This window comes from Kocuria sp. 2SI, assembly GCF_005502825.1.
Lineage (GTDB): Bacteria > Actinomycetota > Actinomycetes > Actinomycetales > Micrococcaceae > Kocuria > Kocuria palustris.
In genome coordinates, this window is the sequence record NZ_SCNB01000034.1 from 1 (window position 1) to 13030 (window position 13030).

At 69.2% G+C, this 13030-nt stretch carries 12 protein-coding genes, 2 pseudogenes and 2 riboswitches; of the genes and pseudogenes, 8 read left to right on the forward strand and 6 right to left on the reverse strand.

Features of this window, described 5'->3' with window-relative positions:
- Positions 1 to 190: 190 nt before the first annotated feature.
- The gene (locus FFS25_RS12730; RefSeq protein WP_171004214.1) at positions 191 to 547 is read left to right on the forward strand and encodes an Lsr2 dimerization domain-containing protein; all 357 of its coding nucleotides are present in this window, start codon (positions 191 to 193) and stop codon (positions 545 to 547) included.
- A 243-nt stretch (positions 548 to 790) separates the two neighbouring features.
- On the opposite strand, the gene thiE is transcribed toward FFS25_RS12730, so the two are convergent.
- The gene (thiE, locus tag FFS25_RS12735; RefSeq protein ID WP_137803185.1) at positions 791 to 1498 is read right to left on the reverse strand and encodes a thiamine phosphate synthase; all 708 of its coding nucleotides are present in this window, start codon (positions 1496 to 1498) and stop codon (positions 791 to 793) included.
- Between the two features lie 43 nt (positions 1499 to 1541).
- Positions 1542 to 1642: riboswitch (TPP riboswitch) on the forward strand.
- Between thiE and FFS25_RS13965 the strand changes: the two are divergent.
- The 7 genes and pseudogenes from FFS25_RS13965 to FFS25_RS12765 form a co-directional block, all read left to right on the forward strand.
- Positions 1629 to 2144: pseudogene (locus FFS25_RS13965) on the forward strand (FAD-dependent oxidoreductase); the annotation flags it as partial. (Overlaps the previous riboswitch by 14 nt.)
- A 67-nt stretch (positions 2145 to 2211) precedes the next feature.
- The gene (locus tag FFS25_RS13970) at positions 2212 to 2829 is read left to right on the forward strand and encodes an FAD-dependent oxidoreductase (protein ID WP_283957222.1); all 618 of its coding nucleotides are present in this window, start codon (positions 2212 to 2214) and stop codon (positions 2827 to 2829) included.
- 31 nt (positions 2830 to 2860) lie between these two features.
- On the forward strand, positions 2861 to 3100 hold the full coding sequence (gene thiS, locus FFS25_RS12745; protein ID WP_171004215.1) for a sulfur carrier protein ThiS: 240 nt from the start codon (positions 2861 to 2863) through the stop codon (positions 3098 to 3100).
- Entirely contained in the window at positions 3097 to 4002 is a 906-nt protein-coding gene (locus FFS25_RS12750) for a thiazole synthase (RefSeq protein WP_502704730.1), read from the forward strand. The genes thiS and FFS25_RS12750 overlap by 4 nt, the downstream gene beginning before the upstream one ends.
- A complete protein-coding gene (gene moeB / locus FFS25_RS12755) occupies positions 3999 to 5240 on the forward strand; it encodes a molybdopterin-synthase adenylyltransferase MoeB (protein ID WP_137803188.1) in 1242 nt (413 codons plus the stop codon). The genes FFS25_RS12750 and moeB overlap by 4 nt, the downstream gene beginning before the upstream one ends.
- A gap of 90 nt (positions 5241 to 5330) precedes the next feature.
- The gene (locus tag FFS25_RS12760) at positions 5331 to 5795 is read left to right on the forward strand and encodes an ASCH domain-containing protein (RefSeq protein WP_137803189.1); all 465 of its coding nucleotides are present in this window, start codon (positions 5331 to 5333) and stop codon (positions 5793 to 5795) included.
- Positions 5796 to 5927: 132 nt separating this feature from the next.
- Positions 5928 to 7181: an ATP-binding protein gene (locus tag FFS25_RS12765; protein WP_137803190.1), complete on the forward strand. Its 1254-nt coding sequence runs from the start codon at positions 5928 to 5930 to the stop codon at positions 7179 to 7181.
- A gap of 7 nt (positions 7182 to 7188) precedes the next feature.
- Here the strand turns inward: FFS25_RS12765 and FFS25_RS12770 are convergent, their stop codons facing one another.
- The 5 genes and pseudogenes from FFS25_RS12770 to FFS25_RS12790 all read right to left on the reverse strand — a co-directional run.
- On the reverse strand, positions 7189 to 7971 hold the full coding sequence (locus FFS25_RS12770) for an SDR family oxidoreductase (protein WP_137803191.1): 783 nt from the start codon (positions 7969 to 7971) through the stop codon (positions 7189 to 7191).
- A gap of 17 nt (positions 7972 to 7988) precedes the next feature.
- Complete coding sequence (locus FFS25_RS12775) at positions 7989 to 9533, reverse strand: acyl-CoA reductase (protein WP_137803192.1); 1545 nt, start codon at positions 9531 to 9533, stop codon at positions 7989 to 7991.
- Positions 9530 to 10840, reverse strand: a complete 1311-nt coding sequence (locus FFS25_RS12780) for a LuxE/PaaK family acyltransferase (RefSeq protein WP_137803193.1) — start codon at positions 10838 to 10840, stop codon at positions 9530 to 9532. Before FFS25_RS12780 ends, FFS25_RS12775 begins: the two co-directional genes overlap by 4 nt.
- Positions 10841 to 10856: 16 nt before the next feature.
- On the reverse strand, positions 10857 to 12335 hold the full coding sequence (locus tag FFS25_RS12785) for a sodium:solute symporter family transporter (protein WP_137803194.1): 1479 nt from the start codon (positions 12333 to 12335) through the stop codon (positions 10857 to 10859).
- A riboswitch (TPP riboswitch) is annotated at positions 12326 to 12436 on the reverse strand. Its footprint overlaps the gene before it by 10 nt.
- Before the next feature lie 194 nt (positions 12437 to 12630).
- A pseudogene (locus tag FFS25_RS12790) lies at positions 12631 to 12897 on the reverse strand (sodium:solute symporter family transporter); the annotation flags it as partial.
- Between the last annotated feature and the right edge of the window lie 133 nt (positions 12898 to 13030).

Sequence of the window (13030 nt, forward strand, 5' to 3'; positions counted from 1 at the left end):
CCCACGAGGCCGTCTCATGGAACCGGCCCAAGGAGGTGCACCTGGGCCTGGCCGACCCCACCACCCCGACATTCAAAACCAAGGAAATCCTGCCAACTACTTGACGCGGGACAATCGTCGTATATACATCGTCCTGCCAGGCCATTCCTGGTAGCGTTTCGACCGATATCAGCGATCGAAAGGGACTGCAATGGCGAAGCAATTCGTAGAAGTGCTCACCTCTGATTTCCCCGGTGCGCAGTCGGACGAAGTGGATACCGTTCAGTTCGCGCTGGATGGGCGTGCGTACGAGATCGAACTCACCCCTGACGAGCACACGCAGCTGCAGGAGGCGCTGAAGGTCTACATCGCGAAAAGTCGGAAGGCTTCTGCGGCGGCACCGGCAGCGGGCGCGAAGAAGAGCGGAGGCGGTGCTCAGCGGAAGAAAGAGCTGGCCGCGATGCGGAAGTTCCTGGACCTCCGTGGCTATGACGTTCCGAAGCGCGGACGGATCAAAGCCGAATGGGAGCAGGAATGGGTCAACGCCGGGAAGCCGGGACTGGACTGATCTTAAATCCCGTGGTCTGTCGAGGGCCCGCGTTGTTCTGAGGAGCGACGCGGGCTTTCTTCTGCTTCATCACTCCGGTGAGTGAATCGCATTGTGGGTTTTGTCCGGACAACCGACGACGGATTCGCTCAGTTGAGCGCGAGGAAGAGGCCTCGAACCATTCCACGTCGTGAGTGTCGCGTCCCGCCGAATGGAGGCACTGTCGCCGGAGCGAGCTGCGACTGTGCGTGGCTGGAGTCGTGACTACCGAAGGGCTGCGCGGAGGCGGCGGGCGGCGGCTTCCGGGTCGTCGGCCTGGGTGATCGCCCGGACGACGACGATCCGCTGTGCGCCGGCGTCCAGGACTTGGCGCAGACGCTGCTCGTCGATCCCGCCGATCGCGAACCACGGCTTCGCGGGGTCCTCGTTGGTGACGCGGTCTGCATCGTTGTTCTCCGCATGTGCGACGTCTTCGACGAAGCTCAGTCCGGTGGCCTTACGGCCCGGCTTCGTGGGGGTCTCCCAGATCGGCCCGGTGCAGAAGTAGTCGACGTCCGGGTCGAGCCGTGCCGCCTGGGCCTGCTCGACCGTGTGCGTCGACCGGCCGATGGCGACCTCGTCGCCCAGCAGCTTGCGGGCCTGTGCGGGGGTGAGGTCCTGCTGGCCCACATGGAAGACATCGGTGCCGATGAGGGAGGCGACGTCCGCGCGGTCGTTGACCGCGAAGAGCTTCCCGTGCGCGCGAGCCGCACGAGCGAGGATCTCCAGTGCTGCGAGTTCATCGGCGGTGCCGATCGACTTGTCGCGCAACTGGATGATGTCGACGCCGCCGGCGTACGCGGCGTGGAGGAAGCTCTCCAGATCCCCGGGGCCGGTGCGGGCATCCGTGCACAGGTAGAGGCGAGCAGTGGCGATGCGCGCGGCCCTGGCCTGCGCGCCCTCCCCAGCGGGGGCGTCTGTATGATGGCTCACGATCCACGAGTGTAGTCACGACGATGCACGCACTCGTGGAGATCGCGAACTCTGCGGGAGCCCTACGGGGCTGAGAGGGCCCCAGCGCCGACCGTCGAACCTGATGCGGATCATGCCGCCGAAGGGAAGGATGAGAGCAGTGGAACAGTCGCACCCGGATGCGCACGACTGCGATGTCGTCATCGTGGGTGCCGGCGTCATCGGCCTCTCCACGGCCTGGCGTCTGCGTGAGCGCGGACTGTCCGTCTCGATCGTCGACCCGGACCCGGGAGGAGCGGCCTCCCGTGCCGCGGCGGGGATGATCGCCCCGGCCAGTGAGGTCCAGTACCAGCAGCACGCGCTGTACCCGCTCATGCGCAAGGCCGCGGACGACTACCCGGACTTCATCGCCGGAATCGAGGCGGCCTCGGGCCACGACGTGGGCTACCGCAGGACGGAGACCCTCGTGTGCGCCGGCACCCCAGCGGACCGGCAGGGCCTGGCCGAGCTCCGCGAGCACCAGATCGCGCACGGGATGGAGGTCGACGCGCTCACGGTCCGTGAGGCGCGCGCACTGGAGCCGGCACTGTCTCCCCGGCTGGCGGGAGCGTTCCGTGCGGTGGGCGACCACCAGGTCGACCCGCGCAGGCTGGTGGCGGGTCTGATTGCGGCATTGTCGTCGCGGGAGCATCGCGCGCACGCCACGCTCGTCACGCAGGCGGCTGTCCGGCTGTGTGGCGACGGCGGGGGGAGTCGAGCTGGCGGTCGGCAGCCGGATCGCCTCGAGGCACACGATCCTCGCGACCGGCCTGCGCAGCGACCTCTTCTCCGGCCTGCCCGCCTCCCCGGCGGCCGTGCTGCGACCGGTGCATGGCGACATCCTCCGCGCGCGGCTGCCGGAGGGCTCCGCGCCGCTCCTCGAGCGCACGATCCGCGGCGTCGTGAACGGAGTGCCGATCTACCTGGTGCCGCGGGCCGACGGCGAGATCGTCATCGGAGCGACCTCGCGCGAGGACGACCTTGCGGGCGCGAGTGCGGGCGGTGTGTACCGACTGCTCCGCGATGCCCAGACGCTCGTCCCTGCGGTCTGCGACCTGGAACTGGTCGAGGTCATGGCCCGTGCTCGGCCGGGCACCCCGGATGACGTGCCGCTGCTGGGGCGACTGCGCGACGGCGACGGCGCGGGCGTGCCCGGCCTCATCCTCGCGACCGGTGGCTTCCGGCACGGGGTGCTCCTCGCACCGCTGCTGGCGGATGCGGCCGCGGCGCTCGTGACCGGGGACTCTCCGGGCACCGACCTCGCAGGCGTTCTGCGCGCCACCGACCCGTACCGCTTCCACACGACAGATTGACACCATGGACACCGCTCAGGAAGGACCTTCCGTGCCCACCCTCACCGTCAACGGGGCCGCGCATCCGATCGAGGATGACGCCTCACTCCTGGACCTCGTCGCCCAGACGATCGACCGACCGCTCACGGCGGACGGCACACCGGCGGACGGCGGGCGCCTGGGCGTCGCCGTCGCCCTCGACTCCGCCGTCGTGCCGCGCAGCCGCTGGCAGGGCACGCGCCTGGTCGACGGCCAGACCGTCGAGATCATCACCGCGATGCAGGGAGGCTGACGACAGTGACGATTGCGACTCAGACGACGGCGGACATCCCCACGGACACCGGGGACTCGCTCACCATCGACGGTGTCGAGCTCACCTCGCGCCTCATCACGGGCACCGGCGGGATCACCTCGCTGAGCGTCCTCGAGGAGGCGCTGCTGGCCTCCGGCACAGAGCTCACCACCGTCGCGATGCGGCGGTACTCGAAGCAGGCCGGCGACTCGCTCTTCGCCCTGCTGGAGCGCAATGACATCCGCATCCTGCCGAACACGGCCGGCTGCTACACCGCGCGCGACGCGCTGCTCACTGCTGAGCTGGGCCGCGAAGCCCTGGAGACGGACTGGGTGAAGCTCGAGGTCATCGCCGACGAGGAGACGCTCCTTCCCGATGCCGTCGAACTCATCGATGCGACGGAACGCCTGGTGGCGGAGGGCTTCAAGGTGTTCGCCTACACCTCCGACGACCCCGTGGTCGCGCAGCGTCTCGAGGAGGTGGGCGCCACCGCGGTCATGCCGCTGGGTGCCCCGATCGGCACCGGGCTGGGCATCCTCAATCCGCACAACATCGAGCTCATCGCCTCCCGCGCGCAGGTGCCGGTGATCCTCGATGCGGGGATCGGGACAGCCTCGGATGCGGCGCTCGCGATGGAGCTGGGCTGCGATGCCGTTCTCCTGGCCAGCGCGGTGACGCGCGCGCAGAACCCGGTCCTCATGGGCCGGGCGATGAAGGCCGCGGTCCAAGCGGGACGGCTGGCCGCGCAGGCGGGGCGGATACCCGCTCGCAGGCATGCGCTGGCGTCATCGCCCGCGGACGGGCTCATCGATCCGATCGCCACGGCGGGGTCGACGGGCGACGCGAGCGCGGCCGTCGGCGGGGTCCCGCGCGGTGACTGGCCGGAGGTGGGGCAGCCGTGAACGCCACCGTGCAGTCGAGTGCGCTGCCTCCGCTCGTCGAGCCGGGACCGGAGCTCACGGTCGAGGAGATCGAACGCTACTCCCGCCACCTCACCCTCGAACAGGTGGGGGAGACCGGCCAGCGTAGGCTGAAGAACGCCCGCGTCCTCGTCATCGGAGCCGGGGGACTGGGAGCGCCCATCCTCCACTACCTCGCGGCCGTCGGCGTGGGGACGATCGGAATCGTCGACGACGACCGCGTGAGCGTCTCCAACCTGCAGCGGCAGGTGCTCCACGGAGTCGAGGACGTGGGCGACCTGAAGACGGAATCCGCGGCCCGGGCGATCACCCGCCTCAACCCGCTCGTCACCGTCCAGCAGCACCCGGTGCGGCTGGACGCCCAGAACGCCCGGGACATCGTCGCGGGCTACGACCTCGTCCTGGACGGAGCGGACAACTTCGGAACCCGGTACCTCGTCTCTGACGCGTGCGCGCTGGCCGGCATCCCGTGCGTCTGGGGATCGATCCTGCGGTTCGAGGGCCGTGTGAGCGTCTTCTGGTCCGGTTGCGGTCCCACGTACCGCGACCTCCATCCGGAGCCCCCACCGGCCGGCGAAGTGCCCAGCTGCGCCGAGGGCGGCGTGCTGGGCATGCTGCCGGGAACCATCGGGTCCATCATGGCCGCCGAGACCGTCAAGCTCGTCACCGGGATCGGAAAGCCGCTGCTGGGACGGTTGCTGCTCCACGATGCGCTGGCGATGACGTGGCGGGAGCTGCGCGTGGTCGCGGATCCGGCGGCGCCGCCTGTCACCGAGGTCTCCGACGGCGTCACGCGTGCGGACGGGCATGGTGTGTGCGAGCGGGGTTCCGGCGCGGCGGCGCAGGCGGGAGCGGGACCGGACGCGGCAGGGGCGACGGTTGAGGCACGCGAGCTGGCAGCGATGCTCGATCGTCGCGCTGCAGGCAGCGCGGAGTTCGCCCTTGTCGACGTGCGCGAGGAGTGGGAACGTCGCCTCGTGAGTATCCCGGGCGCGGTTCCCGTCGCCCTCGACGCGCTGCTCGAGCAGGGGATCGAGGCGCTGCCAGTCGAGGCCCGTGGAGTGCCAGTAGTCCTGCACTGCAAGGCGGGAGGTCGCTCGGAGCGTGCGCTCGCGCGGCTCCAGCCCGACTTCGCGAACCGGGAGGAGACGGTGCGGCACCTGGACGGAGGTGTCCTCGCGTGGGTGCGCGACGTCGCACCGCACCTGCCGGAGTACTGAGGGCAGCCGAGTACTGAGCGCTGGCAGGGTGCGCCGGGCCGGTCTGCGCGCCGAGTCCTGGCGGCGCACGACTGTCAGTAGTCTGGCGGAATGCACACGGACTCAGCCATCGACAGGTTCTGGCGGGAGTGCCGTGCGCACCTCCCCGCGTTGCCCGCGGAGACTCCGGAGGCGTGGGCGTTCGGGGCCACCCCGGAGCATGCCGACGGACTCGTGGAGCTCGTGCTGGTGGGCACCAAGAGGGCCACGGCCTCGTCGATGTGGGACTGCGAGCACGTTGGCGAAGCCATCCCGGTACCGGGCGAACTCAGCATCATCCTGGATGGGCGGGACACGCCGCGGGCCCTGATCGAGACGATGACCGTCGACGTCGTTCCCTTCGACGAGGTCACAGCGGACCATGCCTGTGCGGAGGGCGAAGGCGACAGGACGCTAGCTGCCTGGCGCGACATTCACGAGCGCTTCTGGCGTGATCACTCGGAGGACCCACGCGGCTTCGATCCTCAGATGCCGGTCGTCTGCGAGACCTTCCGCGTGCTGTACTCGGTGTGCTGAGACGGTCCAGTTTCACTGCCGCGAACGCCGCGGCAGATTGCCGACTGAGATGTCGGCAGATTGCCGACTGTTGCCTTGGCAGATTGTCGAGTCAACCCTCGGCAGATTGCTGACTGATGGTATCGTCTTATCATGATCGATCAGATTGATCGCAGGCTCCTGCCCGCTATTCGGCAGCGCATCACTGAAACTCCGGTACTGCTTCTGGAGGGGCCCCGGAGCGTGGGGAAGTCGACCTTGCTGACCGAGGTCGCGGCAGCCACCCCGCACGCGCGCGTGTTCGACTTCGACGATGACGCAGTCCTTGAGCTGTCGCGGCACAGTCCCTCGCTCATCACCGATGAGCAATTGCCCGTCTTCCTCGACGAGTATCAGCGGATGCCCTCCATCCTGCAGTCGATCAAGACTCGGTTGAACTCGGAGGCGCGGGCAGGAATGTTCGTACTCGCTGGATCTGCGAGTTATGACTCGTTGCCCTCCGGTACGCAAGCGCTGACCGGGCGGATCCAAAGACTGCCCGTGCTGCCATTGAGCCAGACCGAGATCGACGGCACTGGGAACAGGTTCATCGAGCGGGCATTCGACGGCGACATCGCCCGTACGGCCGATGCGGCTGCAGCGAACCGATTGGAGTACATCGACCGCATCTCTCGCGGGGGCATGCCACTGGCGCTCGCCCAGTCCGGGGATGCTGCGCGCGGCCGCTGGTTCGCTGGGCGCGTGAGTCAATCTCTGCGGCGCGATGCGGGTCAGTTACGAAGGCTCGAGCGTTCTGCAGCGCTGCCGAAGCTGCTGACCGCTATGGCCGGGCAGACGGCTGGGGTTCTGAACATCTCGAAGGTGAGCGCGACGTTGGAGATCTCTCGAAGCACCGTGTCGTCCTACCTGGAGCTGCTGGAAGCGCTGTTCCTCATCAGCTCTCTCCCTGCGTGGGGGACGACCGTCTCATCACGAAGTGTTGCGGCACCGAAGATACACGTCGTGGACTCGGGAATCGGTGCACACCTGTTGCGGCTGAGCAGGCCCAAGCTCGAACGAGGCGACCCCTCAGCGCTGACTGAGTTCGGCCACCTCGCAGAGTCCTTCGTCGTGCAGGAGATCATCCGCCAGACAACCTGGATGGATGACGTCATCACTGCGGGACACTGGCGCACCCGGGACGGTGACGAGGTCGATCTCGTGCTCGAGCGCCAGGATGGCGCGGTGCTGGGAATTGAGGTCAAAGCGGGCGACCATATCGATTCGAAACAACTGTCCGGCTTGCGCAAGCTTCGGGACCGTCTGGGCGCCGCGTTTGTCGGAGGCATCGCCTTTCACCTCGGCAGCAGAGGGTATCCGGTGGAGGACCGGATCCACAGTCTCCCGGTCGAGCGGCTGTGGGTATGAAGCTGCGTCACCGCATGACGAGGCCGCCGTCGACGAACAGGCACGCGCCGGTCACGAAGCCCAGCCAGTCGGAGGCGAACGCGAGCACGGCACCGGCGACGTCCTCGGGCTCCGCCAGCCTGCGCAGCGGGGTGGCCGCCTCGAGCGAGTCCCGCAGGTGGTCATCCGTCCCACTCGCTGCGCCGGTCGACGGCACCAGGCCGGGTGCCACGCAGTTGACCGTCACGCCCAGTGGACCCAGTTCCGCGCTCATCGCCCGCGACCAGCCCAACAGTGCAGATTTCGCCGTCACGTAGTCCGGGTACGGGACGCCCGGTCGCTCGATGAGGTCGGAGAGCACGGACACGATGCGCCCGCGCCCGTGCCCCGTGAGGTCAAGAAGCGCGGCCTGCGTGACCGCGTGCGCGGCACCCACCGCCGCGTTCACCTGCGCGGTGTAGTCCTCGACACTCAGATTCCACGCGGCACGCCGTCCCCGGGGATCGAACTGGAATCCGGCCAGCGCATTGTGGACCACGATGTCGATGGGCCCCAGCTGCTCTCGGGTCTCTTCGACCAGTCGCCTCGCCGCGGCCGGATCCGTCACGTCCGCAGCGATCACGATCCCGCGACCGCTTGCCGCCTCGACATCCGCGACGACCTGCTGGGCGGACTCCGTGTCGCGCAGGCAGTTGATCGCGACATCCGCTCCGTGCTGCGCCAGCCCGCGAGCGATCGTCGCGCCGATTCCTCGGCCCGAGCCGGTCACGAGCGCCGTCCGCCCCTCCAGCATCCGGCTGGTTCCCAGCATCCCGTCTCCTGTCTGTCTCATGCGCCGGACCGGTCGTCCGGGTCGTAGAGCTCGAGCTCCGCATCGACAGACGGCTCGAGGTCCGTCCATGTCACCAGGTCGCCCAGGCCAGGGCGCCCGTCGTGGTGCCAGCCGGCCGCCGGTGCTCCCATCCGTCCCAGCGCGGCCACCCGGTCCACGCCCGAGGCCGCCAGCACCTCTGCGAACTCCTCCGCCCTGGCCGGTGCGGTGGCCAGGCCTGCCGACTGCACGATGCGTGTCACCCCAGCCAGGCTGCGACCGATCGCTGACGGTTCGGTCACAGGGATCAGGCGCACGAAACGTCCCAGCGGGGACGCCTGGAACGGTGAGTTGACAGTCTCGACCGAGACAGCCCAGGGAGAGTCGTCGCCGGCAGTGAACAGCGACTGTGCTTCGTCGTCCCACGTGGAGAACTCCGTGTCCTCGCGCGCACTCGTCCACGCAGCGGCCTCCTCGAGCGTGAGCGGTGCGCGCGGATTCCGGCGTTCGATCGCAGCGAGCTCCGTCGCGACAGCCGCGGCGAACACGTCGATCGGGACTCCCTGGTCCGGGACATCTGTCGGCACAGGTGCCGACTGCACGACCGTTGCAGGCGGAGACGTCACCGGCGGGCGGTCCTCGTGCGGGCTGACCGTCTCCACGTATGCGACGTGAGGGGAGAGGCAGGCCTGCTGGTCGTAGTGGGCGATGTCCCGGGCGAGCCTGCGGGCGGTCTCCTGGAAGTGGTCGGTGCGCAGGGCCTCGGCGGCGAGGACCGCGACGCTCACGGTCGCGCCGTGCTCGATGAGCCGCACGCGCGCGGGCACGCGGGTGCGCAGGTCCGCGAGTGCAGCCCGCGAACCCGTGGCGACGACGGCATCCGATCCTGCGAACGCGGCGGTCTCGATCGCGTCGTCCCCACCGGGCCAGGGCAGGATGGCGAGGCAGGAGGCGAGGTCGGCATCGACCTCGGCGAGGGACCGGGCGAAGAGCGAGGCGAACAGCGGCTCGCCTGAGGCGGGCTTGCCCAGAGATGCGGACTTCACGAGCAGTCCGCAGACCAGATCCCAGGCGGGCAGCCCGGGGACATTGCCCGCGAAGATCTGTGTGAGAACGGCGGGGCCCCGAGCGCGCCGGCGGCCACCGGCAGGAGAAGGGCGGAAGCCGTCGAGGACGCCCGGATCCGGGAAGTCCTGCGCCAGGAACCGCAGCAGCCGATCGCGGCGGAACGTCGTGAGGTAGTCGCGCAGGGTGCGGCGCACATGCAGGGGCGCGTACCCGGTGAGGCGGGGGAGCGCGTCCTCCGCCGTGCGCCGCAGGGAGAAGTCCGGGTTCGCCCACAGTGCCTGGACGCGGCCCAGCGCGTCGACGATATCGAGCACAGGACGGTTGGCCAGGTGAGTTTGCTGGGCATCTCGCAGTCGCTCGGTGAGAGTGGTGACGAGCGCCGGGGTGGGTTCCGGCGCCTGCAGCGCGACGCCTCCGCGCGTGGATGTCGTCCACGTGAGGGCACTGTGCTCCGCGTCTGTGAGCTGCGGGAGGAAGGAGACGTCGAGGGTCATGGGCGGGAGGCGGGGGCGACTGGTGCGCGATTGGCGCTGAGGACCTCATCGAGTGCGAGCGAGCATCCGCGGGCCTCTGCCCCTGCGGCTCGGCCGCGCAGGACCACGTCCGCAGTTCCCAGTCCTGGTGAGGTGTGGGCGCGGGCTGTCGGATCGGAGCCGACCGCCCAGCCGATGTCGTCGGACAGGACGGCCAGGCAGGAGCTCGCGTTTGCCAGGTCCAGGTGCAGCAGCAGGCCCGACTCGCCGTGGGGGACTGGCGCGCGTGTCAGCGGATCGACCACGACCAGGCGCGCCCAGTGGGGGACGACCTTCGCGTGCTCGCCCGGGGCGTCGTCGCCGGCCGGGGCCGTCGTGGCGGCTGTGGACGCGTCGGAGTCCGTCGCGGGGGTGGCGTGCGCTCGGTCTGCCGGACCTGTGCCCAGAGGAGTGCGGTCGTAGTACTGCGTGCTGATCTCCGTCATGCCGTAGTAGTTCGCACAGTGATCCTCCGGCACACCCAGCCGCACACGGAACGCCAGGCGCAGGTCTTCGGCTGTCACGTCGCGCGACTTCCCCTTGAAGCCGCCGGTGTCCAGGACACGGGAGCGTGCAGGGAGCTGGAACGTCCTGTCCGCGTCGGCCATCGCGTCGAGGAGGTGGACGAAGGAGAACGACGTGCCCAGGACTGCCAACGGCTCGCCGGTGTCCTGGGCGTGCGCGAAGGCCTTCAGAGCTGCGTCGACGTCGAGCCCGTCCTCGCTCACGAGGTGGAGGCTGTCGGGAGTGCCCCGATGATCGACGAGGGTGGAGAAGAAGTGCGCGATCGACGAATGCGGCGACTGCTCGCGCGGTGCGTTGAGAACGACGATGCGCATCCGGTCGCGGCCCGCGGATGCGTCGCTCGAGTGACTGGTTTGCTCCGGCAGGAACCGGTCGCAGAAGGCGCGCAGGAGCGAGGCGTCGTAGAGCGCCAGGTGCCGGTGGTGGTTGCGGCCTCGGCTGGCGGGATCGGTGCTGCCGGAGGTCATGAAGACAGCGGCGGCATCCTTCTCTGGGACGGTCGTGAGCGTGAGGCGCTTGAACGCGGTCAGTGGCACAGCGGGGATCTCGCTCCAGTGCCGCAGCCGGTCGGGTGTGGCCTTCCGGCTGCGGCAGTACCGCTGGTACGCGGGGTTGGCCTCGAATTGATGGGCGAAGAGCCGCAGCGCCAGCGCGTCGAACGTGGCGGGATCAGGCTCCTCGGACTGGATGAAGGCGAGGATGTCCGCATCGAGTGTTGAGAGATCTGCAGTGTCGTGGCTCGTGGAGTACGAGGCTGTCGTCATCGTGGAATCCTCTCGTTCAGCGATCGAGCAGGCCGGCTGCGGCGGGCGCGGTCGCGCGCGTGTCGCCTTGTGCCGGAGAGGCGGGTCGGGTGAGGAGGCTCAGCACCAGCGTGACGAGCCCCGAGCCCAGGAGTGCTGCGGCGAATGGCCCCAGCGTCAGCCCGTCCGCGAACGTCGTGACCGCCAGGGCATGACCGGGATCGAACCCGGTGACGACCAGCCCGTACCCGGCGGCGGACACGAGGCCCGCGACCGCGCCGGTCAGCGCACCCGTCCGCGTCGTGCGGCTCCACAGCCCCAGGAGGACTGGCACCAGGGTCGCGGCGCAGAAGAGGTCCGCGATGAGGAAGAGCCGCAGGACGGAGAACCCCTGGAAGGCGATCGCTGCGGGGATGAGCGTCGCGATGACTGTGAGGACGCGTGCCCCCGTGACTCCCAGTCGTGGCGCGCGCACGGCGATCGCGGCAGCGATGCCATTCTGCAGCGTGTCCGCGGTTGAGGCGATGAGGGTGAGCGTGAGCACGAGGATCGCCAGGAGCAGCCACGTGGGCCCGCCCGCCACGAGCGCGAAGAACGGTGCCGGGGGAGACCCGGGATCCAGACCCAGGACTGCCGCGACGATGCCCACACACCCAGCCGCGACGACGATGGGGAAGCGGGTGAGCGATCCCAGGACGGCGCCGCGGCGCAGTGCGGTGAGGTCGCGGGCGGCCCACACGCGCTGCCAGTAGCCGTTGTGGAACAGCGTCGTCGCGGTGACCGCGATGGCGACGGTGACACCAGCCTCGATGCCGGTCCAGTCGACGGTGAGGAATGCGGAGGCGGGCAGGGCAGGGGTGCTGGCCCCGGCCTCGGCGGTGGTCAGGGGTGCGGTCTCCAGCAGGCCCAGGCCGCGCAGGACCAGCCAGCCCCCGATGACGATGACGAGAGCGAAGAGCAGCCACGACTGCCAGCGGTCCGTGCCGATCGAGGCGCGCAGCCCGCCCACCGCGGTGTAGGCGGCGGTGACGGCCGCGACCGCGATGATGCCGATCCGGGGATCCAGGTCGGAGATGCGGCCCAGCACGCTGCTGACGGCGGTCAGCTCGGCCGCCAGCGCCGTGAACATGTAGAGCATCGAGATGAGCAGGACGTAGCCCCGCATGCCGGGACCGAAACGGAGGCGGACGAACTGGGCGAGGTCGTAGCCCTCCGGCAGCAGACGGCGCAGGCGGCCACCCACCAGCAGGAGGCCCACGAGCGGCAGGACGACGCCCACCCCGTAGCCCACGGCGGCGGCGATCCCGCCGGTGGCGCCGACCTCGGGGGCGGAGAAGAGCATCCAGGAGCCCACGCCCGAGGCGAAGAACGACAGGCCCAGGGCCGCGCCGGACTGGGTGCCGCGGGCAACGGCGAATTCCTCGACGGATCGGTCCGCGCCCGTGCGCAGGCCCACCACGAAGAAGCTCGCCAGGGTGAGGGTGAGAATGAGTGCTGTGACAGTGGTGCTGAGCATCGACGTGTCCCTTCGCCGGCATTACCCGGACAGGTTCGTGCGGTCGACGGCCAGTCAGCCGTCCTCTCAGCCCGGTTCACCGAGCTCCCGCGTCTGTTGTTCGCCGTCGACTCTAGCCCATGGGGTGGGGACGTGGTTTATCAGGCACGATCGGGCGTCGATCGTGCACGGGCGCGGCTGGCCGCTGTCAGCGGTAGACCTCGCGACGGTGACCAATGGCGAGCACCATGCGCTGCGCGACAACCCGGTCGAGCTTGCGCAACGACTTGAGGGCCGACTGCGAATACGTGATCTCGTATTGCACGCCGTTGAAGGAGCTCTCGAAGAAGACGCCGCCGGCGACCATGCCGGAGGAGATGTAGAGGGTGAAGAACACGAGGATGATGACGCTCAAGACGATGCGCAGCAGGCGCGAGCGGTCGCGCAGACGGTTCTCGAAGAAGCTGGGCACGGTGATCGAGTTGCGCGACACCTCCGTGCACGCGCGCAGCCGCGGCGCGACGATGAGCCAGTTGAGGTACGCACCCAGCGTCAGTCCCACGGCGATCCAGCTCGCCGATAAGGTCACGCCCTCGTGGATCGTGGGCCTTGACCCTGAATCTTGGACACGGTGTCATTTCGGTTATGCCGCTTCCGGGAGTGTAGCGGAGGCGGCGGCTTCGTAGGCGTTCGGAGCGATGTTGCCGATCGCGCAG